The sequence below is a fragment of the Croceibacterium sp. TMG7-5b_MA50 genome (assembly GCF_039830145.1).
Lineage (GTDB): Bacteria > Pseudomonadota > Alphaproteobacteria > Sphingomonadales > Sphingomonadaceae > Croceibacterium.
Map to the genome: position 1 here is coordinate 1,107,189 of NZ_CP156082.1, position 20,394 is coordinate 1,127,582.

Below are 20,394 nucleotides of genomic sequence, written 5' to 3' on the forward strand. Positions count from 1 at the left end.
CCTGCCGCCATGGGCTCATCGCCGCCCCGGCCGTGGCGGGCCGGGAGGGGCAGGATGGCTCCGATGTCGGAAAGCAAGCGCGCATGTAGCGCGGGACCACGCCGGGCGCAAGGCAGGCACCCGGCCCCCATCCGCCCCATACGAAAACGGCCCCGCAATGCGGGGCCGTGCGATTCATCGGCGCAGCGGTTCAGAACCGGCGCAGGAACCTGGCGAGAAAACCGGGCCGTTCCTCCATGGGCAGGATCGGGCCGTAGATGCGATAGCGGGTGCTGGCATCCTGGTGCGGGCGGGGCATGGTCCAGCGGTCGGGCTGAGAACTGCGGAAACTGAGGCTCGACATCGGTAAACCTCCCTGATGCGATGCTGATTACCGCTGTGAATGAACGGCCTGCCGCAAAGGTTCCCGTTCTGATCGCATCGGCGCGCGTCCTTGGTCACAGCTGTTACGTAGCTGCAACACTTTGCCCGATGTCAGGGCCCGGTCGGGGAGTTCGTCCGATGTCAGGAATTGGCAGGAGTGGAGGGACTCGAACCCACGGCCCTCGGTTTTGGAGACCGATGCTCTACCAACTGAGCTACACTCCTGCGGGAGACGCGCCCTTAGGCAGGCATTCGCCGCTTGGCAAGCGTGTCTGCCCGCTTTCCCGCGTGGCAGGGTGTGCTAGGGAACTATAAGCATGCACGCACCGACCTCGGCGCCGATCCCTACCGACCTGCTGCTGAACGCCTATCGCAGCGGCATCTTCCCCATGGCCGATGGCCGGGCGGACGATCAGATCTTCTGGGTGGAGCCGCGCGAACGGGCGATCATCCCGCTGGACGGGTTTCATTGCTCCCGCTCCCTGGCGCGCACGCTGCGCCGCGAACGTTATCGCGTTACGATCGACCAGGCCTTCAATGCGGTGCTGGACGCCTGCGCCGCACCGCGCGCCGATCACCCGGACACCTGGATCAGCGAGCGCATCGCCGCCAGCTATCGCGCGCTGTTTGCAGCCGGGCACGCCCATTCGGTGGAGTGCTGGGACGGCGACACGCTGGTCGGGGGCCTTTACGGCGTCGCGTTCGAGCGGGTCTTCTGCGGGGAGAGCATGTTCAGCCGCAGCCGCGATTCCAGCAAGGTGGCCCTTGCCTGGCTGGTCGTATTGCTGCGCAGGGCCGGCTTTCGCCTGCTCGACTGCCAGTTCATGACGGAGCACCTGTACTCGCTCGGCGCAGTGCCGATCAGTCGGGAGGAATACCTGGAGGCGCTCGCCGAGGCGATCTCTTATGGGGATGCAGGTGACCTGCGGACCGCCTATTCCGGGATAGTGTCCGCGGTCCCCGCGGCAGGCTCCGGCTCGGTTGGTGCGGGGGTTGCCGGGGATGGCGTCGCCGCCGGGGCGGGAGCCGCCGTGGCCGACGCCGTCGGCTGCGGGGCCGACCGGCCGGGCGACGGCACGCGGACTGCGGCCTCTTCTCCCGGGAAGGTCATTGCGCAATCCTTGATCCAGACATCGTAGATCGGGTGCTCCACGACGTTCAGGCTCGGTGAGTTCCTGAACAGCCAGCCCGAGAAGATGCCGCGCCATTGCGGCTCGCCCCCGGCCTGCGCGCGTTCCTGCACCAGCACCTGCACGAAGGCGCCGGTTTCCGGCTGCGGTTCCCACGGGGCGGTCCGCTCGCAGGCGGACAGGCGCAGGATCACGTCGCCCACCCGCCGGCTTTCGCCAGGACGCAATTCGATATCCTGGGTGATGTTGTTGCGCTTGTTCAGCAGACCCAGCGTGGCCACGCGCTGCGACATGGGGGTGCCGACTGTCTCCCCCCGTGCGGCAGCGGGCGGCTGCGGCTGTGCCAGGTTGCGCGGGATCGCCGTGCTCTCCGGCTCCGGCGCGGGTGGCCCGTCCGAACAGGCCGACAGCAGCAGCATCGCGGCCGCCGCCGGGACGGCAAAGCGGCATGTCATGTCAGGCGTCGGGCGACCAGGATTCGTAATCGCCGGTGGCACGTGCGCGCCGCCCACCCTTCTCCAGCGCGCCGGCGGGGCGATAGGCGCCCAGGGTACCGGTGGCATTGGGAGTGTAGTCGGCTTCCCAGATCTTGGGCGCCGGCAGATGGCTCTGCGGCAGGGCGTCGAAAGAATGGTGCAGCCAACCGTGCCATTCGGATGGCACGCGGCTGGCATCGTTGGCGCCGTCGTAGATCACCCAGCGCCGTTCCCGGCCATTCGGATCGCGCACCTTGGTGGAGCGATAATACTTGTTGCCCTGCGCGTCGGTGCCGACATGTTCCCCCTTGCGGGCGGAGAACAGGGAGGTGCCGATGGTCGCGCCATCCCACCAGGTGAAGATCTTGCCGAGGATGCCCATTGTGTCCCTGCCGTTAGCGTGGCCCCGCCCCAGGGTCCAGACCCTAGCGCGTGGCCGCGTTCCTCACCATTCGACCGTTGCGCCGGGACCGATGCCCAGCTCCGCCGCGCGGCCGCCGTTCAGCTCCAGCACGGCGATTGCCGGCCCATCGGACAGCAATTGTTCTTCCGAATATGGCTGCGCATTGGCAACGACGTTCAGCACCTTGCGGTCCGCACCGATGAAGACGAGGTCGAGCGGCAGCACGGTGTTGCGCATCCAGAAGGACAGCTGCTGCGGCGCGCGATAGGGAAAGATCATCCCCTCGTCCGCGCCCATTTCCGTCCGGAACATCAGGCCGCGGGCCTGCGCCTCGTTGGTCTCGGCCACCTCCACACGGAAGCGGTGCGCCCGCCCGCCAGTCGTGACGGTCAGGGGAATGACCTGCAGCCCGGACTGCGGGTGAACCGATGGCGTGGCCCCTTCCACCGGAGCAGACGCCCCGGCATCCTGCGGCGCACAGGCGGGCAACACGCACGCCAGCATAAAGGAGAGCAGAAGGGGGGCGCGGCGCATGGAATACCTCGTCTCTATTCGTCGTCCTCGGCGGCGGCCCAGCTTTCGGCCTCCGCCACGCTGCGCGTGTCCATCACGCCGCGCACGTCGGCCAGCATGTGGCCCGCGCGCAGCATGGCCGCAATCTGTTTCTCGCGCCGGGCGGGATCGGGCGTGCCCGTCCCGAACGGACCGAACCGCCGCTTGCGCGCCAGGGCGAGCACCGCCTGCCGGCGGGCAGCAGCACCGGGCCGCACGTCCTGCCGGATGGGCTCGGCGATACCGGCCTCGCCCAAAGCCTGGCCAATGCGCCGCGGGCCGTAACCTCGCCGCAGCAGCGATCCCGCCTTGGCTCGCGCGAAGCCGGCATCGTCGATGTAGCCCAGTTCCACATGGCGGGCGATGATCGCGGGCACCGGCGGCTGCCCTTCCCCGTCCCACCCTCGCTCCCTCAGCTTGCGTTGCAGGTAACGTTCCAGCTTGCCCGCACTGGTCGCGAAACGGGCAACATAGGCGAGCGCCAGTTCCTCCAGCCGGGCGCGATCGAGGGGCACCGGTGGGCGCCGGCTGCGACCCTGCGCCTGTGGATCAGCCCGGTCATCGCCTTGCATCGGACGCATTTCGCCTTATTGCTGCCACACTCCTTATCGAAGGGAGCGATTTGGCCCGGCGCATCCAGCAGGATCGACGCCGCATGAAGATGTTCAGGCGCACGAAAGCAGCGCCACGGGATGGGTTTGCCTTGCAGCATATGACGACACTGGTTCCAACCCCCAATGATTGCCCGCTGCCGCGCCGGCGCGCCGATTTCGCCACCTTTGTGGAGGCGATCGACTATGCCGCGCAGAGCGAGAAGGGCCTGAACTTCCACGATCCCCGCGGGGAACTGGCGGAGGTGTATCCCTATGCCCGCATGCGGGAGGATGCTCTGGCCGTTGCCCGCCGCCTGCTGGCGCAGGGCATCGGCAAGGGTGACCGGGTCGCGCTAATCGCGGAAACCGCCGCACCGTTTACCGCGCTGTTCTGCGGCGCGGTCTATGCCGGCGCGTGGCCGGTGCCCCTACCCTTGCCGACCACGTTCGGAGGGCGGGAGAATTATATCGATCAGCTGGCCGTCCAGCTGGCCAGTGCCGACCCGGTGATCCTGCTTTATCCCCCCGAACTGGCCGACATGTGCGGCGAGGCGGCGGCCCGGCAGGGTTGCGAAGGCGTGGACTGGGACAGCTTCGCGCAGCGTCCGGCACCGGAGGTCGCGCTGCCCACCCCAGCGCCCGATGACATCTGTTACCTGCAATATTCCAGCGGCTCGACCCGCTTCCCCACTGGCGTTGCCGTCACGCACCGGGCGTTGCTGCACAATCTGTACGGCCATTCGACCAGCATGGAGGTCGGCGAAGGCGACCGCGCCGTCAGCTGGCTGCCGTGGTACCACGACATGGGCCTCGTCGGCTGCTTCCTGTCGCTGATCGCGAACCAGGTCAGCGTCGACTACCTGAAGACGGAGCATTTCGCCCGTCGCCCGCTCGCCTGGCTCGACCTGATCAGCCGCAATCCCGGAACGACGCTGTCGTACTCCCCGACCTTCGGGTACGACATCTGCGCCCGGCGCATTTCCAGCCAGAGCAACGTCGCCGACCGGTTCGACCTGTCCCGCTGGCGGATCGCCGGCAACGGCGCGGACATGATCCGGCCGGACGTGATGCAGGGCTTCGTCAACGCCTTCGCCCCCGCCGGGTTCAAGGCCGCCGCCTTCACCCCGAGCTACGGCCTGGCGGAAGCAACGCTGGCGGTCACCGTCATGCCGCCGGGCGAAGGCATCCGGGTGGAGCTGGTGGAGGAGGAGCGTCTCAGCGGCACGCGCCGCGACCTCAGCCGCCCTGCCCGCTACCGCGCGATCGTCAATTGCGGCAAGCCGCTGCCCGACATGGAGGTGGAGATCCGCGGCGAAGGCGGCCGGCTGCAATCCGACCACCAGATCGGCAAGGTATGGTGCCGTGGACCTTCCGTGATGCATTCCTACTTCCGCAATCAGGAGGCGACGGACGACTGCCTGGTGGATGGCTGGCTCGACACCGGCGACATGGGCTACATGGGCAACGGATATCTGTTCATCGTCGGCCGGGCGAAGGACATGATCATCATCAACGGCAAGAACCATTGGCCGCAGGACATCGAGTGGGCGGTGGAGCAACTGCCCGGCTTCAACCACGGCGACATCGCCGCCTTCTCCATCGAAACCGACAGTGGCGAGGAGGCACCGGCAGTGCTGGTCCATTGCCGCGTTTCTGACCCGGAGGAACGTGTGCGCCTGCGCGACACGATCCGCGACAAGGTTCGCGCGATCACCGGCATGAGCTGCGTGGTAGAGCTCGTGCCTCCCCGCAGCCTGCCGCGCACCTCAAGCGGCAAGTTGAGCCGTGCCAAGGCCAAGAAGCTGTATCTGTCGGGCGAGATCGAGCCGTTCACACTGGCGGCGTGACGTCGCGCTGACGGTCGCCAGAGACAGCCTTTCAGGAGTTTAGCATGTTCAGCCACGTGATGCTCGGCGCCAACGATGTCCCCGCCGCCAAGGCATTCTACGATGCCGCGCTGGGTGCGCTGGGCGTTCCGGCGGGCGTGACCGACGAATGGGGTCGTGTCGTCTACATGACCGATACCGGCAGGTTCCTGCTCACCAGGCCAATCAACCAGCTACCCGCCACCGGCGCGAATGGCGGCACGATCGGCTTCCTTGCGAAAAGTACCGCGGAGGTGGATGCCTGGCACGCAGCAGGCCTGGCGAACGGCGGCTCGGACATCGAGAGCCCGCCGGGGGAACGCCAGGTCACCGGTGGGCGGGTCCTGTACCTTGCTTACCTGAGAGATCCCTCCGGCAACAAGCTGTGCGCGACATATCGCGTCGCGTGACCCGCATCCCGTCGCTCAACTGAACAGCAGCACGCCCAGCAGCACTACCAGCGCCAGCGTCGCCACGGCCCACGCCAGCGATCGGACGTAGGGCACCCCTGCCCAGTACAGCGGAAGGTACGCCACCCTGGCCCCCAGCCAGATCCATCCGGCGATAGCCGTCACCGGCCCCGTCTTGCCCGCCAGCACCACGCCGATCAGCGCCACGATGGCGACCGGGAACGTTTCCTGGAAATTCAGCTGCGCCCGTTCAAGCCGGCCGGCGACCGCGTTCAGCGGCGGCATCGGCCCGTCACGCGGCCCCGCGTTCCAGTCCAGCCCGTATTGCTGCGTTTTGAACTGCCCGGTCAGCAGAATATGCACCAGCAACAGCACCGCGCCCAGCACCAGCACGCCTAGTTCGGTCGGCAAATACACCTCCATCGTTCTCCTGCCATGCGGGCGCGGGCCCGCCGGTGATCCGGTCCGCATGATAGGGCCAGGCGGCCCGGCCTGTGAACCGCTTGTATTGCGTGTCTTGCCCTCTTAATACAGTAGCAGGCTGCCGGGAGACACAATGCATGGCCACCACGCCCACCGCGACCAAGGACGATTTTAAGCTGGAACTCACCCCGCCCGATCCGGTGCCGGTGGTTGCGGCGGAACGTGCCGCCGGGCTGGTGCCGGTCGATCCGGCCCAGAAGACGAAGCTGGACGAGCGGGTAGAAGGCTTCGTCGCCGAGCTGGTGGCGCTGGATGCGAACTCCCCCGACTTCGGCAAGAAGGTCGATCAGATCACCAACATGGGCCGCAAGGAGATCGCGGCCGCGGCGCAGATGTCGAACCGGTTCCTCGATCGTCCGGTTCGCGCGATGGACAAGGATACCGGTGTCGGCACCGACCTTGCCGAACTGCGCCGCACGGTTGAGGACCTCGATCCCGGCCGCAAGGCGACCGCGCCACGCAAGCTGCTGGGCATCATTCCCTTCGGCAACAAGCTGAAGACCTACTTCGACAGCTACACCAGCGCACAGGGGCACATCCAGGCGATCCTGGCGCGCCTCGCCAGCGGCAAGGACGAGCTGCTGATGGATAACGCCGCCATCGATGTCGAACGGCAGAAGCTGTGGGAGGCGATGGGGAAGCTGGAACAGATGATCCACATCTCCAAGTCGCTGGACGCCCGGCTGGAGGAGGAGGCAGCCAACCTGGACTCGGTCGATCCGGCCAAGGCGAAGGCGGTGCGCGAGACGGCACTGTTCTACGTCCGCCAGCGCACGCAAGACCTGCTGACGCAGATGGCGGTCAGCGTGCAGGGCTACCTGGCACTGGACCTCGTAAAGAAGAACAATGTGGAACTGGTGAAGGGCGTGGACCGCGCCAGCACCACCACGGTTGGCGCGCTGCGAACCGCGGTGACGGTGGCGCAGGCGATGACCAACCAGCGCTTGGTGCTGGGCCAGATCACGGCGCTCAACCAGACCACCGCCGGCATCATCGATTCCACCGGCAAGCTGCTGCGCGAGAACACCGCCCGCATCCACGAACAGGCGGCCAGCAGCACCATTCCGCTGGAAACGCTGCAGCGCGCTTTCCAGAACATCTACGACACCATGGACGAGGTCGATCAGTTCAAGGTGCGCGCACTCGAATCCATGCGCCAGACCGTCGACACGCTGAGCGTGGAGGTGGAAAAGTCCAAGGGCTACATCGCCCGGGCAGAGGGGCAGTCACAGGCCGCCGCGCAGATCGAACAGCGCGGATTGCTGAGCCTCGATAGCTGATGGCCGACAGCACGCACGACAGCGACGCGATCCTGCGCGGCGCCCGCAGCGCGCTCGACGCCAATCGGCAGGGCGGGCGGCGGACCGGCGGACGGCCGATCGGCGAAGGATCGGCCCGCCTACGCCGCAGGAACCTGGTCAAGCGGGTCAAGCTGATCGGCGTGGCGGTCCTCGCCATCCTGCTGGCCGCCATGGCCGCCGGTATCATCCTGAACGGGATCGGCTTTGCCGGAGTCATGCTGACGGCGGTCGCTATCCTCGTCGCGCTGCTGGTGTTCAGCAACTTCCCCCGGGTCAAGGTGCCCCGCCGCGCCGACCTGACGCGGACCCAGGACGCGCGCCAACTGGTCGCCCGCACGGAATTGTGGCTCGAGCATCAGCGCCCTGCCCTGCCCGCCCCGGCCGTCACCCTGGTGGACCGGATCGGCGTGCAGCTCGATGCGCTGGGCCTGCAGCTCGAAACCATCGACCCGGCGCACCCTGCCGCGGCCGAGACGCGCAAGCTGGTGGGCGAGCACCTGCCCGAGACGGTCGAGGCATGGCGCCGCGTGCCGGCATCGCTGCGGCGGGAAGAACATGCCGGCGCCACCGCGGATGCGCGCCTTTCCGAAAGTCTCGGCCGGATTAGTGACGAGCTGGACCGCGTCACCCGCCAGCTTGCCGACGGCGCGCTGGATGATCTGGCGGTCCGCACCCGCTACCTCGAATACAGATACAACGATGGCGAGACGCTGGCCGACACGCCGCAGATCGCCGCGCCGGAGAAGAACTGATGCAGGTCGCCATTCCCCACACGCTCGGCCGGGAAGCGGCGCGCGAACGGCTGCGCAGCCGCGCCCACACGCTGGGTGACGCGATCCCCGGCGGTGCCGCGCAGGTGACGACAGACTGGCCCACCCCCGACCGGATGCATCTGAACATCACGGCGATGGGCCAGGTGGTGGACGGCCATGTCGATGTGCAGGACAGCCAGCTGCTGTTCGACGTGACCCTGCCCGCGATGCTGAGCTTTCTGGAACCGATGATCGCCGGCGCGATCCGCCAGCAGGGGCCGAAGCTGTTGCGCTGAGGCGCCGCGACGGCCCGATGGTGCTGCTAGGGAGGATTGAACTCCCGACCTCACCCTTACCAAGGGTGCGCTCTACCACTGAGCTACAGCAGCGAACCATCGGGCCGATCGGCGTTCCTGACCAGAGCAGGAGCCGCGGCGAGGCGCGCCATTGGCCGGTCGCCTTCCTCTTGTCAAGCGCAGCCGCACCCGGCATCGCGCCTTTGCGATGAACGACCCGGCCAAGCCCACCCGCGAACAACGCCTGGCGCAACGCCTGCGCGACAACCTGCATCGCCGCAAGGCGCAGAGCCGCGCCATGGCGACGCAGGATAGCGCTGACGCCACCGGTGATACGGATGCCGGGCATCTTCCCAACGGCGCCCCACCTCGCTAGGGCGCGGTCCATTCAAGCCTTCGTCAATCGGGAGCCGCCATGCCCACGCTGATCCTTGTCCGCCACGGCCAGAGCCAGTGGAACCTGGAGAACCGCTTCACCGGCTGGTGGGACGTGGACCTGACCGATCAGGGCGAGGCCGAGGCGATCGCTGCGGGCAAGCTGCTGGCCGAACGCGGCATCCTGCCGACGATCGCCTTCACCTCCGTCCAGCTGCGCGCGATCAGGACGCTGCACCTGGCGCTTGAGGCATGCGGCCGGCTGTGGATCCCTGAGATCAAGGACTGGCGCCTGAACGAGCGGCACTATGGCGGGCTGACCGGCCTCAACAAGGCGGAAACCGCGGCGAAGCATGGTGAGGAGCAGGTGCATGTCTGGCGCCGCAGCTTCGACGTGCCGCCTCCGGTGCTGGAGGCTGGCGGCGATTTCGACCTTGCCGGTGACCCCCGCTATGCCGGGCTGGACGTGCCCGCGACGGAAAGCCTGAAGCTCACCATCGAGCGGGTGCTGCCCTATTGGGAAAGCGCCATCGTGCCGCAATTGCAGGCGGGCGAGACGGTCATCATCAGCGCGCATGGCAACTCGCTGCGCGCTCTGGTCAAGCACCTGTCGAACATCTCCGACGAGGAGATCACCGGGCTGGAGATCCCCACCGGGCAGCCGATCATCTACCAGTTCGACGATGCGATGCAGCCGGGTGAGCGGCGGTACCTGAAGGATATCTGATGGCGACCTCGCCCTCCGCCACGCCTGTCGCAATCGTGATGGGCAGCCAGTCCGATTGGGCGACCATGCGCCACGCGGCCGATGTGCTAGATGCGCTGGGTGTGGGGCACGAGGCGCGGATCATCTCCGCCCACCGCACGCCCGATCGACTGCACGAGTTCGGCAAGAGTGCGCACGAGCAAGGCTTCCGCGTGATCGTGGCCGGCGCGGGCGGCGCGGCGCACCTGCCGGGCATGGTCGCGGCGCTGACGCATTTGCCGGTGCTGGGTGTGCCTGTGCAGTCGCGCACCCTCAGCGGGCTCGATAGTCTGCTGTCGATCGTACAGATGCCCGCCGGCATCCCTACCGGCACGCTGGCGATCGGGCAGGCGGGCGCAACCAATGCGGGCCTCCTCGCCACCTCCATCCTGGCGCTGGGTGACGAGGCGCTGGCACAGCGGCTGATCGCCTGGCGCACGGCGCAGAGCGAGGCTGTCGCCGACCACCCGGTGGACGAGACCGCCGCGTGACGATCGCACCGGTCGTGCCCGGTTCCACCATCGGCATCCTTGGCGGTGGCCAGCTCGGCCGCATGCTGGCGCTCGCGGCCGCGCAGCTCGGCTATCGCTGCCATGTCTACGCCCCACCCGGTGACAATGTGGCGGCCGACGTCTGCGCCGCGATGACCGAGGCGGCGTGGGATGACGAGGATGCGCTGACCCGGTTCGCCGCCGTGTGCGACGTCGTCACCTACGAATTCGAGAATGTGCCGGTCGAACCGCTCGGCCTGCTGCCGCGCGACAAGCTCGCCCCGGGCCTTGCCGCTTTGGAAGTGGCGCAGGATCGCCTGCGCGAGAAGGATTTCGTGGAAGGCCTGGGCGGCCGCCCTGCCCCCTATTGCCCGGTGGACGATCACGACGATCTGCGCGTCGGCATCAATGCCATCGGCCTGCCCGGTATCCTGAAGACCCGGCGCGAGGGGTATGACGGCAAGGGGCAGTGGCGGCTGGAAACGGCCGCCGATGTCGCCGCGCTCGACCTTTCCGACGGTGGCTACATCTACGAGGGGCTCGTGCGCTTCGAGGCCGAGTTCTCCGTCATCCTGGTGCGCGGGCGCGACGGGTCGGTGCGGTTTTGGGATTCGACCCGCAACATCCACCAGGGCGGCATCCTCGCCACCTCCACCCTGCCCGCCGGCGCACTGGTGGAGTCCCAGGTGGCAGAGGCGCGCGCCCTTGCGGTGCAGATCGCCCGGCAGCTCGATTATGTCGGCGTGCTGACCTGCGAGTTCTTTGCGGGTGCAAGCGGGCCGGTGTTCAACGAGATGGCCCCCCGGGTCCACAATTCCGGGCACTGGACGATCGAGGGTGCGGTCACCAGCCAGTTCGCCAACCACATCCGCGCGATCTGCGGCCTCCCGCTGGGCGACACCGCCACCCGTGCGCTGCCCGTGACCATGCGCAACCTGCTGGGCGACGATGTCGCCGATCCGTTCGCCTTGCTGACGGACGATGCGGCGCAGCTGCACCTCTATGGCAAGGCCGATGCGCGCGACGGGCGCAAGATGGGGCACCTGACGCGCATCGGCTGACATGGCGGACCGGCAGATCATCTTCGTGGTGGCGCGCGCCAGCGACGGCACCATCGCGCTTGCCGGCGACGTGCCATGGCGCATCCCGGCCGATCTACGCCGGTTTCGCCGGCTGACCACCGGCCTGCCAATGGTGATGGGGCGCAAGACCTTCGACAGCCTGCCAGGTCTGCTGCCCGGGCGGCGCCACATAGTCATCACCCGGCAGCCCGACTGGCAGGCGGAAGGCGCGGAGGTCGCGCATGATGTCGCCGGCGCGCTGGCGCTGTGCGGTGAAGGGGACGTTATGGTGATCGGCGGCGCGGAGATCTTCGCCCTGTTCGAACCCCTCGCCACTCGGCTGGAAATCACGGAAGTGGAGGAGGACACCGGTGGGGAGGTGCGCATGCCCCCGCCCGGCCCCTACTGGATGGAGGTGGGGCGGGAGGCGCATCCCGCCGCCGATGGCTGGCCCCCATACGCCTTCGTCACCTACCAGCGCCGCCCATGATCCGCCTGACCCACCGCGACCCGGTACCGGACGGCCTGCGGGGCGCGATCGTCGCGCTCGGCAATTTTGACGGCTTCCACCTCGGCCATCAGCGCGTCGTGGCGGAGGCGGTAACATGGGCCCGCAGCGAGGGCCGTCCGGCGATCGTCGCCACCTTCGATCCGCATCCAGTGCGCCATTTCGCCCCCCATGTGCCGCCGTTCCGCCTGACCACGCTGGACCAGCGGCAGGAACTGTTCGCCGCCGCCTGGGCGGACGCCATGCTGGTGTTCGCTTTCGATGCGGAGCTTGCCACCATGTCGGCCGAGAGCTTCGTCGCCGACCTGCTGGCCGCCCGCATCGGTGCCGCAGGCGTGGTGACCGGGCAGGACTTCACCTTTGGACGGGGTCGCGGCGGCAGCACCGCCACTCTGGCGGGCGAAGGCGCCGGCTGCGGCATTCGCGCCCGCGCGATCGCGCCGGTCACCGCCGCCGGGCTCACCGTCAGTTCCAGCCGCATCCGCGATGCGCTGAAGGCGGGCGAGTGCGAGGTGGCAGCGGCGTTGCTGACCCGCCCCTTCGCCGTGCGCGCCCGCGTGCAGCATGGCGACAAGCGCGGGCGCACCATCGGCTATCCCACCGCCAACATGGACATGGGCACCTATCTGCGCCCCCGGTACGGCATCTATGCCGTGACCGTGCGCGACCTCGCCGGCAGAGGCATGTGGCAGGGCGCGGCGAATCTGGGCGTGCGCCCCCAGTTCGAACCGCCGGTCGAACTGCTGGAGGCATACCTGTTCGACTTTGCCGGCGACCTCTACGATCGGGAGCTTGAGGTCGCCCTGCACCACTTCCTGCGGCCGGAGGCGAAGTTCGATTCGCTGGCCGCGCTGACCGCGCAGATGGATGCCGACTGCGCGCGCGCCCGCACGTTGCTGTCCGCCCGATAGATGGACCTCGCCGCCGAAGCTTTCGCGCTACTGGTCGCGGTCGCCTTCGTCGCGGGCACGATTGATGCCATGGCCGGCGGCGGCGGATTGCTGACCATTCCGGCGATGCTGGCCGCCGGCCTGCCGCCGGTCGCGGCGCTGGGCACGGGCAAGCTGATGAGCACGCTCGGCACCGGGTCCGCCGTCTGGGCCTATGCCCGCGCCGGGCAGATCGACCTCAAAGCGTTCGCAGGCCCGGTCGCGGCCGCCTTCACCGGCAGCGCGCTGGGCGCGGTGGCGGTGCAGCATGTCGATCCCAGCTTCCTTGGCGCACTGGTACCGGTGCTGCTGATCGCCATGGCGCTGTATTTCTGGCTGGCCCCGCCGATGGGCACACTGGATCGCCACGCCCGATTGGGCCGGGTCGGCCTTTCGGCTGTCTGCGGGTTAATCGGCTTCTATGACGGGTTCTTCGGCCCCGGCACCGGATCGTTCCTGACGCTGGCGCTGGTGGCGCTGGGTGGCCTGGGGCTGGTGCGCGCCATTGCCAATACGAAGCTCATCAACCTTGCCACGAACGTATCCGCCCTTGTGGCGATGATCGCCGGCGGCCATGTGCTGTGGCCGCTGGGACTGGCGATGGCGGCGGCCAATGTGGCGGGCAACCAATTGGGTGCATTCCTGGCGATCCGCTTCGGCGGTCGCGGGGTGCGTCCCTTGCTGGTGGTGCTCAGCCTGGCGCTCACTGTTCGCCTGCTGGCCGACCCGGCCAATCCGCTGCGCCAGCTGGTCTCCAATTGGGCAGGTTTTTCGTACTAACAGGTACGTAATAGACGTTGACAACATTCCATACTGATGGGTATGGAAACTCTGCGTGGTGACCGATAACCCGCCTGCCCAGATGGGCGCGGACCGGTTTCCATGCATGACCGGCTGCCTGAACGGCAGCCAACGCCTGCATTCAGTACCGGGCAAGTGCCGAGCGCGCATCACGCGTGTCACGGCGTATCGCCCTTGGAGTTTTGCCATGTTCCTGTTCAAGAAAGATGCCGTCCTCTCCTTCCTCGTCGGCTTCGGCTTCACCGCGACCGCCATGCTGGCGACACTGACCACGGTCTGATGCACCAATGACCCTGCGTCCGCCTCTGTTGCTCGTGGCCGCGGCGCTTGCCGCGTGTGCGCCCGCGGCTGCGGCGGACAACGTGGTCGAGGCGCCCGCCGCCACCCGCACCGCGCAGGAAAGCGGCGGGCTGAAAGCCGCCTATTTCGCCGGCGGCTGCTTCTGGGGTGTGGAGGCCGTGTTCAGCCATGTGCGCGGCGTGACCAGCGCCGTATCCGGCTATCACGGCGGTAACCGCGCGACTGCCAACTATGACCGTGTGTCGAGCGGCGTTACCGGGCATGCGGAAACCGTGCGCGTCATCTACGATCCGGCGCAGGTTCGGTACGACGAATTGCTGCGGATCTTCTTCTCCGTGGTGGCTGATCCCACCCTGCGCGACCGGCAAGGTCCCGATCGCGGATCGCAATACCGCGCCGCTCTGATTCCCGTCGATGCGGAACAGCGCGCCGTTGCCGCCGCCTACCTCTCCCAGATGCGGGCGAGCGGCGTTTGGCAGCGGCCCATCGTTACCGAGATTGAGCGCCCGCGCGAGTTCTTCGTGGCGGAGGATGAGCATCAGGACTTTGCTCGCCGCAATCCCCGGCACGGCTACATCCAGCGGTGGGATGCACCCAAGGTCACAGCGCTCGCCCGCCTGTTCCCCGGCCATTACCGCGCCACCTTCCGCAACGGCTGATCGCAGCCTATATCGCAGCGCATGGCAAGTCATGCGCACACCGAACATAGCGGCCCGGGTCTGACGGCCGAGGCGGAGCAGGCGCTTACCCGCGCGGGCGAACAGTGGACCGCCATGCGCGCCAGCGTGTTCGACACCCTCGCCCGGCAGCAGCGCCCCGTCAGCGCCTATGACATCGCGGAGGAGGTCGGGAAGGCGCGCGGCAAGCGGGTCGCGGCGAACTCCATCTACCGTATTCTCGACCTGTTCGTGCGCACCAACCTCGCCAACCGGATCGAGAGCGCCAATGCCTTCGTCGCCAACACCCATCCGGGCTGCCGGCACGACTGCATCTACCTGATCTGCGATGATTGCGGTGCCGCCACCCATCTCGACGACGACCGACTGACCGGCGCGCTGCGCGAGGCCGGGACCAAGGCCGGGTTCGCCGATGTGCGCCCGGTGGTGGAACTGCGCGGCCTGTGCGCATCCTGCGCAGGTTGAACGATGTTCCGGATGAACGGCCGGGGATAATCGACACGACCCCCCTGCCTGTGTAAGCCTCTGTCGATGAACGTTCCTTCAACTCCCCTGCTCGATCAGGTCAATTACCCTGCAGACCTGCGCGCGCTGGACCCGCGCCAGCTGCGCACGCTGGCGGATGAGCTGCGGACCGAGATGATCGACGCGGTCGGTTCGACCGGGGGCCACCTCGGCTCCGGCCTCGGCGTGGTCGAGCTGACCGTCGCCATCCATTATGTGTTCAACACGCCGACCGACCGGCTGATCTGGGATGTCGGCCATCAGGCCTATCCCCACAAGATCATCACCGGGCGGCGCGATCGCATCCGCACCCTGCGCCAGGGCGGTGGCCTCAGCGGCTTCACCAAGCGCAGCGAGAGCGAGTACGACCCGTTCGGCGCGGCGCACTCCTCCACCTCGATCTCCGCGGGCCTTGGCTTCGCCATCGCCAACAAGCTGACCGGCTCCGCCGGGAAGGCAATCGCCGTCATCGGCGACGGCGCGATGAGCGCGGGGATGGCGTATGAAGCGATGAACAATGCTGAGGCTGCCGGCAACCGGCTGGTGGTCATCCTGAACGACAACGACATGTCGATCGCTCCGCCCGTGGGTGGGCTGTCGGGCTACCTCGCCCGGCTGGTCAGCGGCGGCAAGTTCCTGGGCCTGCGCGACCTCGCCAAGAAGCTGGCGCGCAAGCTGCCCCAGCCGCTGCACCGCGCAGCCAAGCTGACGGACGAATATGCCCGCGGCATGGCGATGGGCGGCACGTTGTTCGAGGAACTGGGCTTCTACTATGTCGGCCCGATCGACGGGCATGATCTCGACCAGCTGATTCCTGTGCTGGAAAATGTCCGCGACGCGGCGGAGGGCCCATGCCTCGTCCATGTCGTTACGCAGAAGGGCAAGGGTTACGCCCCGGCCGAAAGCGCGGCGGACAAGTACCACGGCGTGCAGAAGTTCGACGTCATCACCGGCGAGCAGAAGAAAAGCGCCGGCGGCCCCCCCGCCTACCAGAACGTGTTCGGCGAAACGCTGGCAAAGCTGGCGGATACGGACAGCCGCATCTGCGCCATCACCGCCGCCATGCCGGGCGGCACGGGCGTGGACAAGTTCGGCACGCAGCATCCCGAACGCACCTTCGACGTCGGCATCGCCGAACAGCACGCCGTGACCTTCGCCGCGGGCCTCGCGGCGCAGGGAATGCGTCCGTTCTGCGCCATCTATTCCACCTTCCTGCAACGCGCCTTCGATCAGGTGGTGCACGACGTGGCGATCCAGAACCTGCCCGTCCGCTTCGCCATCGATCGCGCCGGCCTGGTGGGGGCGGATGGCGCCACTCATGCCGGCAGCTTCGATGTCACCTACCTCGCCACTTTGCCCAACATGGTGGTGATGGCCGCGGCGGACGAGGCGGAGCTGGTCCACATGACCTACACCGCCGCGCTGCATGACGATGGCCCGATCGCCTTCCGCTATCCGCGCGGGAACGGCATCGGCGTGCCCCTGCCCACCACGCCCGAGCGGCTGGAGATCGGCAAGGGTCGCATCGTACGGCAAGGCAGCAAGATCGCGATCCTGTCGCTCGGCACCCGCCTGGCGGAAGCCCTGAAGGCGGCCGACCAGCTCGAGGCCAAGGGCCTGTCGACCACCGTCGCCGATTTGCGCTTCGCCAAGCCGCTCGACACTGACCTGATCCGCAAGCTGATGGCCACGCACGAAGTGGTCATCACCGTGGAGGAAGGTGCCATCGGCGGCCTCGGCGCCCACGTCCTGACGCTGGCCAGCGACCTGGGACTGACCGACGCGGGCCTAAAGATCCGCACCATGCGCCTGCCCGACGTGTTCCAGGACCATGACGCGCCGGACAGGCAGTATGACGCGGCCGGCCTCAACGCCCCGCAGATCGTCGACACGGCGCTGTCAGCTCTCCGCCATAACAGCGCCGGGGTGGAGGAAGCGCGGGCTTAAGCCTGGGGCTCGCGCAGCCGGGTCAGAGCTGCGCGCCCCTCGCCGTCCACGCCGCCATCTCACCATCGGCGATGGTCAGCGACACGCGCCAGCGGTCAGTGTGGCGCAGGATGTAGACATGCTCCCACTCGGCGACGATCTCGTCGCCGACGCCCATCATGCGGTATGCCACCCGCGCCTCCGCAACGCCGGGAAACAGCTCGCTGGCGGACAGTACCGTGCCGACTGGCCGGACGACGCCCTGCTGGCGGTAGAAGCCCATCAGCGTCACGCAATGTTCGCGAAACTGTTCACGCGGCATGCTGAAGTTGCCCGCGGGCGACGGGAACAGTCCGACCTCGTCCCACAGCAGGCTCAGCGCCTCGGCATCCTCCCGCGCGAAGGCGTCGACATATTCGGCGAAGAAGGCGGCGATCTCGTCATGGAATGTCATCGCGTCAGACCCCCAGCCTCGCGCGCACCGGTGTGGTGTCGCTCCACCCATCCAGGCGTTCGGTCAGGTCGGCCAGGTCGGCGGGCAGCGCCACGTTCAGCGTCACCAACTGGTCGCCCCGGCCACCTGCCTTGCGGGTGAAGCCGCGTCCTTTCAGGCGCAGCACCTTGCCCCCGCCGCTACCCGGCGCGACCGTCAGCATGACCGGCCCGTCAACCGTCGGCACCTTGACCTTGGCCCCGCGCACCGCCTCGTCCAACGTCACCGGCAGGTCCAGCCGGACATTGTCGCCATCGCGCACGAAGAAGGCGTGCGGCTGCACCTCGATCGTCACGGTCGCATCGCCGGGGCCACCAGGACCGGCCTCGCCCTTGCCCTTCAACCGCAACTGCGTACCGTCCTCGACACCGGCAGGCAGCTTCAGATCGATGGTTGCCCCATCGCCCAGCGTGATGCGCTGCGGCTCCAGAGTGGCCGCATCGGTGAACGGCACGGCCAGGCGATAATTGACGTTGGCTCCGCGCTGCGGCGCGCGCCGGCCGGCGCCGCCACCCATGCCGCCGAAGCCGGCCGGCCCGCCCCGCTGGCCGAACAGCCCTTCGAAAATGTCGCCGAGGTCAGCTTCCTGCCCGGCGAACCCTTCGAAGCCGCGCGTCCGCGATCCGCCGCCGCCTGGGAAGCCGCCGCCGAACCCGCCGCCACCGGCACCGAACGGCATGGCCGGATTGCCGTCCGCGTCGATCTCGCCCCGGTCGAACCGGGCGCGCTGGTCCTTGTCGGACAGCAGGTCATAGGCGCGCGTCACCTCGCTGAAGCGCTGCGCCGCGCTGGGATTGTCCGCGTTGCGGTCGGGGTGCAGTTCCTTCGCCAGCTTGCGGTAGGCGGACTTTATCTCCGCCTCGCTGGCCGAACGGGATACGCCAAGGGTGGAATAAGGATCAGCTGCCATGGTGTGTTAGCTAGGTAAGGCAATGAGTTTGGGCAAGCAGCTTTGCCAGCCCGGCGATGCGCTCTAAGGCAGGTGCATGACCGAACCGCAAGACGCCATCCCCGATACCGATCCTTTTGCCCTGTTCGCCGAATGGTTCGCGCTGGCAGAGGCGGCGGAACTTAACGACCCCAACGCCATGGCACTCGCCACCGCCACGCCGGACGGGTGCCCGTCCGTCCGCATGGTACTGCTGAAGGGGCAGGATGCGGACGGCTTCGTGTTCTACACCAACGCCGAAAGCCGCAAGGGGCAGGAGATCGCCGACAATCCCCACGCCGCGCTGCTGTTTCACTGGAAATCGCTGCGCCGGCAGATCCGCGTTGAAGGCGTGCTGGAGGAGGTGACGCGGGAGGAGGCCGACGCCTATTTTGCCTCCCGCGGCCGTGCATCGCAACTGGGCAGCGCCGCGTCCGACCAGTCGCGCCCGCTGGAGGATCGGCAGGTCTACCTCGACCGTGTCGCCGCGCTGGAACATGCGCTCGGTGATGCGCCCGTGCCCCGGCCGCCTCACTGGACCGGCTTCCGCCTGGCACCCGCACGGATGGAGTTCTGGCAGGATCGCACCGCCCGCCTGCACGAACGGCGACAATTCACCCGGCTTGCGGACGGCAGCTGGACCAGCACGCTGCTCTACCCATGATGACCGCGACCGCTCCCTACTGGCACATCGATGCCTTCGCCGCCCGTCCCTTTGCCGGCAACCAGGCCGCCGTGATCGAGCTTGCCGAATGGCTGCCTGATTCCGTGCTGCAGCAGATCGCGGCGGAAAACATGTTCTCCGAAACGGCCTTCCTGCTGCGTGACGCCAGCGAGGTCGCCGACTGGGAACTGCGCTGGTTCACGCCCGAGTACGAAATCCGCCTGTGCGGCCATGCGACACTCGCCAGCGGGCACGCGCTGCTGGGTCGCGATGGCGGCACCCGCGTGACCTTCCGCACCCGCCGGGCCGGTATGCTGGAGGTACGGGTGGACGGTGACGGCTATTGCGTGGCGCTGCCAGCCATTCCGGTGCAGCGCACGGACTGGCCTGAAGGTGCCGGCCCGCTCGGCACCAAGCCGCAGGAGGTGTGGCGCCACCCCGCCGGGTACAACGTCTTCCTGTTTGCTGGAGAGGAGGAGGTACGCACGCTGGCGCCAGACATGGCTGGGCTCGCTCGCCTAGGGCCGGACCACCAGTTCATCTGCACCGCCGTCGGCAGCGCCACCGATGTGGTCAGCCGAGTGTTCGTGCCAGGTGCCGGCATCCCGGAAGATCCCGTCACCGGCAGCGCGCATGCCGTGCTGGCGGGTTTCTGGGCACCGCGCCTCGGCCGCGACAGCTTCACCGCGCATCAGGCATCTGAACGCGGAGGGGATATCGCCTGCCGGCTCGATGGAAACCGCGTGTGGCTGACCGGACAATGCGTCACGATCGTGGAGGGGCAGTTCCGCCTGCCCTGAAGGCGAATGGCGGCGATCCCATCGCCGCCATCGCCGGTCGCCTTACTTGGGCGACAGCACCATCAGCATCTGGCGGCCTTCAAGGCGGGGGTATGCCTCCACCTTGGCGACTTCCACCACGTCGTCCTGCACCCGCTTCAGCAGGTCCATGCCCAGGTGCTGGTGCGCCATCTCGCGGCCGCGAAAACGCAGGGTCACCTTCACCTTGTCGCCGTTCTCGATAAACTTGTTCACGTTACGCATCTTCACGTCGTAATCGTGGTCATCGATGTTCGGACGCATCTTGATCTCCTTGATCTCCTGCGTCTTCTGCGTCTTGCGGGCGATGTTCGCCTTCTTCTGCGCCTCGTACCGGTGCTTGCCCACGTCCAGGAACTTGCAGACCGGCGGATCGGCGTTCGGCGATACTTCGACCAAGTTCAGGCCAATCTCGTTCGCCTGCTCGATCGCCTGGCGCGTGTACATGACGCCAAGGTTCTCGCCCTCGTCATCGATGACGCGGACCTTGTCGGCCTGGATGAAGTGATCGAAGCGGGGGCCGGACTTGACCGGGGGCGCCAGCATGCGC

Annotated in this window: 26 protein-coding genes, 2 tRNA genes and 1 pseudogene; 18 read left to right on the forward strand and 11 right to left on the reverse strand. The window is 67.7% G+C overall.

Annotated elements, in window-relative coordinates:
* Window positions 1–190: 190 nt before the first annotated feature.
* Both V5740_RS05465 and V5740_RS05470 read right to left on the reverse strand, forming a co-directional pair.
* The gene (locus V5740_RS05465; RefSeq protein ID WP_347304062.1) at window positions 191–343 is read right to left on the reverse strand and encodes a hypothetical protein; all 153 of its coding nucleotides are present in this window, start codon (window positions 341–343) and stop codon (window positions 191–193) included.
* Between the two features lie 169 nt (window positions 344–512).
* Window positions 513–588: transfer RNA gene (locus V5740_RS05470), tRNA-Trp, on the reverse strand.
* 92 nt (window positions 589–680) lie between these two features.
* Between V5740_RS05470 and aat the strand changes: the two genes are divergently transcribed.
* The gene (gene aat / locus V5740_RS05475; protein WP_347304063.1) at window positions 681–1,502 is read left to right on the forward strand and encodes a leucyl/phenylalanyl-tRNA--protein transferase; all 822 of its coding nucleotides are present in this window, start codon (window positions 681–683) and stop codon (window positions 1,500–1,502) included.
* A gap of 35 nt (window positions 1,503–1,537) precedes the next feature.
* Here the strand turns inward: aat and V5740_RS05480 are convergent.
* The 4 genes and pseudogenes from V5740_RS05480 to V5740_RS05495 form a co-directional block, all read right to left on the reverse strand.
* A pseudogene (locus V5740_RS05480) lies at window positions 1,538–2,056 on the reverse strand (DUF2155 domain-containing protein); the annotation flags it as partial.
* Entirely contained in the window at window positions 1,950–2,351 is a 402-nt protein-coding gene (locus tag V5740_RS05485; protein WP_347304064.1) for an NADH:ubiquinone oxidoreductase subunit NDUFA12, read from the reverse strand. The pseudogene V5740_RS05480 and the gene V5740_RS05485, both read right to left, overlap by 107 nt.
* Before the next feature lie 63 nt (window positions 2,352–2,414).
* Complete coding sequence (locus V5740_RS05490) at window positions 2,415–2,876, reverse strand: DUF192 domain-containing protein (protein ID WP_347304065.1); 462 nt, start codon at window positions 2,874–2,876, stop codon at window positions 2,415–2,417.
* A gap of 44 nt (window positions 2,877–2,920) precedes the next feature.
* Entirely contained in the window at window positions 2,921–3,439 is a 519-nt protein-coding gene (locus tag V5740_RS05495) for a RecX family transcriptional regulator (RefSeq protein ID WP_347304066.1), read from the reverse strand.
* 197 nt (window positions 3,440–3,636) lie between these two features.
* Here V5740_RS05495 and V5740_RS05500 point away from each other — a divergent pair, with 197 nt between their 5' ends.
* Window positions 3,637–5,364: a fatty acyl-AMP ligase gene (locus V5740_RS05500; RefSeq protein WP_347304067.1), complete on the forward strand. Its 1,728-nt coding sequence runs from the start codon at window positions 3,637–3,639 to the stop codon at window positions 5,362–5,364.
* Between the two features lie 44 nt (window positions 5,365–5,408).
* Window positions 5,409–5,792 (forward strand): VOC family protein, encoded by a 384-nt coding sequence (locus V5740_RS05505; RefSeq protein ID WP_347304068.1) that lies wholly within the window; start codon window positions 5,409–5,411, stop codon window positions 5,790–5,792.
* Window positions 5,793–5,807: 15 nt separating this feature from the next.
* Here the strand turns inward: V5740_RS05505 and V5740_RS05510 are convergent, their stop codons facing one another.
* The gene (locus V5740_RS05510; RefSeq protein WP_347304069.1) at window positions 5,808–6,215 is read right to left on the reverse strand and encodes an MAPEG family protein; all 408 of its coding nucleotides are present in this window, start codon (window positions 6,213–6,215) and stop codon (window positions 5,808–5,810) included.
* 137 nt (window positions 6,216–6,352) lie between these two features.
* On the opposite strand from V5740_RS05510, the gene V5740_RS05515 reads away from it, so the two are divergent.
* Genes V5740_RS05515 through V5740_RS05525 form a run of 3 tightly spaced genes read left to right on the forward strand, consistent with a single transcriptional unit; the run spans window position 6,353 to window position 8,624 of the window.
* Window positions 6,353–7,555 (forward strand): toxic anion resistance protein, encoded by a 1,203-nt coding sequence (locus V5740_RS05515; protein WP_347304070.1) that lies wholly within the window; start codon window positions 6,353–6,355, stop codon window positions 7,553–7,555.
* The gene (locus V5740_RS05520; RefSeq protein ID WP_347304071.1) at window positions 7,555–8,328 is read left to right on the forward strand and encodes a hypothetical protein; all 774 of its coding nucleotides are present in this window, start codon (window positions 7,555–7,557) and stop codon (window positions 8,326–8,328) included. Before V5740_RS05515 ends, V5740_RS05520 begins: the two co-directional genes overlap by 1 nt.
* Complete coding sequence (locus V5740_RS05525) at window positions 8,328–8,624, forward strand: polyhydroxyalkanoic acid system family protein (RefSeq protein ID WP_347304072.1); 297 nt, start codon at window positions 8,328–8,330, stop codon at window positions 8,622–8,624. The genes V5740_RS05520 and V5740_RS05525 overlap by 1 nt, the downstream gene beginning before the upstream one ends.
* Window positions 8,625–8,642: 18 nt before the next feature.
* Here the strand turns inward: V5740_RS05525 and V5740_RS05530 are convergent.
* Window positions 8,643–8,717, reverse strand: a tRNA-Thr gene (locus V5740_RS05530).
* A gap of 115 nt (window positions 8,718–8,832) precedes the next feature.
* Between V5740_RS05530 and V5740_RS05535 the strand changes: the two genes are divergently transcribed.
* The 10 genes from V5740_RS05535 (at window position 8,833) to dxs (ending at window position 16,962) form a co-directional block, all read left to right on the forward strand.
* Window positions 8,833–9,000 carry a hypothetical protein gene (locus V5740_RS05535; protein ID WP_347304073.1) on the forward strand — a complete coding sequence of 56 codons (168 nt, stop codon included), beginning with the start codon at window positions 8,833–8,835 and terminating at the stop codon, window positions 8,998–9,000.
* A 39-nt stretch (window positions 9,001–9,039) separates the two neighbouring features.
* A complete protein-coding gene (gene gpmA, locus V5740_RS05540) occupies window positions 9,040–9,726 on the forward strand; it encodes a 2,3-diphosphoglycerate-dependent phosphoglycerate mutase (protein ID WP_347304074.1) in 687 nt (228 codons plus the stop codon).
* On the forward strand, window positions 9,726–10,235 hold the full coding sequence (gene purE, locus V5740_RS05545; RefSeq protein WP_347304075.1) for a 5-(carboxyamino)imidazole ribonucleotide mutase: 510 nt from the start codon (window positions 9,726–9,728) through the stop codon (window positions 10,233–10,235). The genes gpmA and purE overlap by 1 nt, the downstream gene beginning before the upstream one ends.
* Window positions 10,232–11,296, forward strand: a complete 1,065-nt coding sequence (locus V5740_RS05550; RefSeq protein WP_347304076.1) for a 5-(carboxyamino)imidazole ribonucleotide synthase — start codon at window positions 10,232–10,234, stop codon at window positions 11,294–11,296. The genes purE and V5740_RS05550 overlap by 4 nt, the downstream gene beginning before the upstream one ends.
* 1 nt (window position 11,297) lies before the next feature.
* Window positions 11,298–11,786, forward strand: coding sequence for a dihydrofolate reductase (locus V5740_RS05555; RefSeq protein ID WP_347304077.1), 489 nt, complete (start codon window positions 11,298–11,300; stop codon window positions 11,784–11,786).
* Entirely contained in the window at window positions 11,783–12,715 is a 933-nt protein-coding gene (locus tag V5740_RS05560) for a bifunctional riboflavin kinase/FAD synthetase (protein WP_347304078.1), read from the forward strand. Before V5740_RS05555 ends, V5740_RS05560 begins: the two co-directional genes overlap by 4 nt.
* On the forward strand, window positions 12,716–13,513 hold the full coding sequence (locus V5740_RS05565; protein WP_347304079.1) for a TSUP family transporter: 798 nt from the start codon (window positions 12,716–12,718) through the stop codon (window positions 13,511–13,513).
* Between the two features lie 308 nt (window positions 13,514–13,821).
* Window positions 13,822–14,493 carry a peptide-methionine (S)-S-oxide reductase MsrA gene (msrA, locus tag V5740_RS05570; RefSeq protein WP_347304080.1) on the forward strand — a complete coding sequence of 224 codons (672 nt, stop codon included), beginning with the start codon at window positions 13,822–13,824 and terminating at the stop codon, window positions 14,491–14,493.
* Window positions 14,494–14,514: 21 nt separating this feature from the next.
* Window positions 14,515–14,976: a transcriptional repressor gene (locus tag V5740_RS05575; protein WP_347304081.1), complete on the forward strand. Its 462-nt coding sequence runs from the start codon at window positions 14,515–14,517 to the stop codon at window positions 14,974–14,976.
* Window positions 14,977–15,042: 66 nt separating this feature from the next.
* Window positions 15,043–16,962, forward strand: a complete 1,920-nt coding sequence (dxs, locus tag V5740_RS05580) for a 1-deoxy-D-xylulose-5-phosphate synthase (protein WP_347304082.1) — start codon at window positions 15,043–15,045, stop codon at window positions 16,960–16,962.
* Window positions 16,963–16,984: 22 nt separating this feature from the next.
* On the opposite strand, the gene V5740_RS05585 is transcribed toward dxs, so the two are convergent.
* Together V5740_RS05585 and V5740_RS05590 are read right to left on the reverse strand one after the other, a co-directional pair.
* A complete protein-coding gene (locus V5740_RS05585) occupies window positions 16,985–17,395 on the reverse strand; it encodes a hypothetical protein (protein WP_347304083.1) in 411 nt (136 codons plus the stop codon).
* Window positions 17,396–17,399: 4 nt separating this feature from the next.
* The gene (locus V5740_RS05590) at window positions 17,400–18,344 is read right to left on the reverse strand and encodes a J domain-containing protein (RefSeq protein ID WP_347304084.1); all 945 of its coding nucleotides are present in this window, start codon (window positions 18,342–18,344) and stop codon (window positions 17,400–17,402) included.
* Window positions 18,345–18,420: 76 nt separating this feature from the next.
* Between V5740_RS05590 and pdxH the strand changes: the two genes are divergently transcribed.
* Window positions 18,421–19,026, forward strand: coding sequence for a pyridoxamine 5'-phosphate oxidase (pdxH, locus tag V5740_RS05595; protein ID WP_347304085.1), 606 nt, complete (start codon window positions 18,421–18,423; stop codon window positions 19,024–19,026).
* Entirely contained in the window at window positions 19,026–19,826 is an 801-nt protein-coding gene (locus V5740_RS05600) for a PhzF family phenazine biosynthesis protein (protein ID WP_347304453.1), read from the forward strand. The genes pdxH and V5740_RS05600 overlap by 1 nt, the downstream gene beginning before the upstream one ends.
* A 42-nt stretch (window positions 19,827–19,868) precedes the next feature.
* On the opposite strand, the gene infC is transcribed toward V5740_RS05600, so the two are convergent.
* Window positions 19,869–20,390, reverse strand: a complete 522-nt coding sequence (infC, locus tag V5740_RS05605; RefSeq protein WP_347304086.1) for a translation initiation factor IF-3 — start codon at window positions 20,388–20,390, stop codon at window positions 19,869–19,871.
* Window positions 20,391–20,394 lie beyond the last annotated feature (4 nt).

Coding starts and splice junctions, on each gene's coding strand:
- V5740_RS05525 (WP_347304072.1), top strand. CDS start 8,328: ATGCAGGTCGCCATTCCCCACACGCTCGGCCGGGAAGCGGCGCGCGAA.
- infC (WP_347304086.1), bottom strand. CDS start 20,390: ATGCTGGCGCCCCCGGTCAAGTCCGGCCCCCGCTTCGATCACTTCATC.
- V5740_RS05600 (WP_347304453.1), top strand. CDS start 19,026: ATGACCGCGACCGCTCCCTACTGGCACATCGATGCCTTCGCCGCCCGT.
- V5740_RS05465 (WP_347304062.1), bottom strand. CDS start 343: ATGTCGAGCCTCAGTTTCCGCAGTTCTCAGCCCGACCGCTGGACCATG.
- V5740_RS05590 (WP_347304084.1), bottom strand. CDS start 18,344: ATGGCAGCTGATCCTTATTCCACCCTTGGCGTATCCCGTTCGGCCAGC.
- V5740_RS05515 (WP_347304070.1), top strand. CDS start 6,353: ATGGCCACCACGCCCACCGCGACCAAGGACGATTTTAAGCTGGAACTC.
- dxs (WP_347304082.1), top strand. CDS start 15,043: ATGAACGTTCCTTCAACTCCCCTGCTCGATCAGGTCAATTACCCTGCA.
- V5740_RS05485 (WP_347304064.1), bottom strand. CDS start 2,351: ATGGGCATCCTCGGCAAGATCTTCACCTGGTGGGATGGCGCGACCATC.
- V5740_RS05490 (WP_347304065.1), bottom strand. CDS start 2,876: ATGCTGGCGTGCGTGTTGCCCGCCTGTGCGCCGCAGGATGCCGGGGCG.
- gpmA (WP_347304074.1), top strand. CDS start 9,040: ATGCCCACGCTGATCCTTGTCCGCCACGGCCAGAGCCAGTGGAACCTG.
- V5740_RS05500 (WP_347304067.1), top strand. CDS start 3,637: ATGACGACACTGGTTCCAACCCCCAATGATTGCCCGCTGCCGCGCCGG.
- pdxH (WP_347304085.1), top strand. CDS start 18,421: ATGACCGAACCGCAAGACGCCATCCCCGATACCGATCCTTTTGCCCTG.
- purE (WP_347304075.1), top strand. CDS start 9,726: ATGGCGACCTCGCCCTCCGCCACGCCTGTCGCAATCGTGATGGGCAGC.
- V5740_RS05565 (WP_347304079.1), top strand. CDS start 12,716: ATGGACCTCGCCGCCGAAGCTTTCGCGCTACTGGTCGCGGTCGCCTTC.
- msrA (WP_347304080.1), top strand. CDS start 13,822: ATGACCCTGCGTCCGCCTCTGTTGCTCGTGGCCGCGGCGCTTGCCGCG.
- V5740_RS05510 (WP_347304069.1), bottom strand. CDS start 6,215: ATGGAGGTGTATTTGCCGACCGAACTAGGCGTGCTGGTGCTGGGCGCG.
- V5740_RS05560 (WP_347304078.1), top strand. CDS start 11,783: ATGATCCGCCTGACCCACCGCGACCCGGTACCGGACGGCCTGCGGGGC.
- V5740_RS05535 (WP_347304073.1), top strand. CDS start 8,833: ATGAACGACCCGGCCAAGCCCACCCGCGAACAACGCCTGGCGCAACGC.
- V5740_RS05505 (WP_347304068.1), top strand. CDS start 5,409: ATGTTCAGCCACGTGATGCTCGGCGCCAACGATGTCCCCGCCGCCAAG.
- V5740_RS05585 (WP_347304083.1), bottom strand. CDS start 17,395: ATGACATTCCATGACGAGATCGCCGCCTTCTTCGCCGAATATGTCGAC.
- V5740_RS05555 (WP_347304077.1), top strand. CDS start 11,298: ATGGCGGACCGGCAGATCATCTTCGTGGTGGCGCGCGCCAGCGACGGC.
- V5740_RS05575 (WP_347304081.1), top strand. CDS start 14,515: ATGGCAAGTCATGCGCACACCGAACATAGCGGCCCGGGTCTGACGGCC.
- aat (WP_347304063.1), top strand. CDS start 681: ATGCACGCACCGACCTCGGCGCCGATCCCTACCGACCTGCTGCTGAAC.
- V5740_RS05520 (WP_347304071.1), top strand. CDS start 7,555: ATGGCCGACAGCACGCACGACAGCGACGCGATCCTGCGCGGCGCCCGC.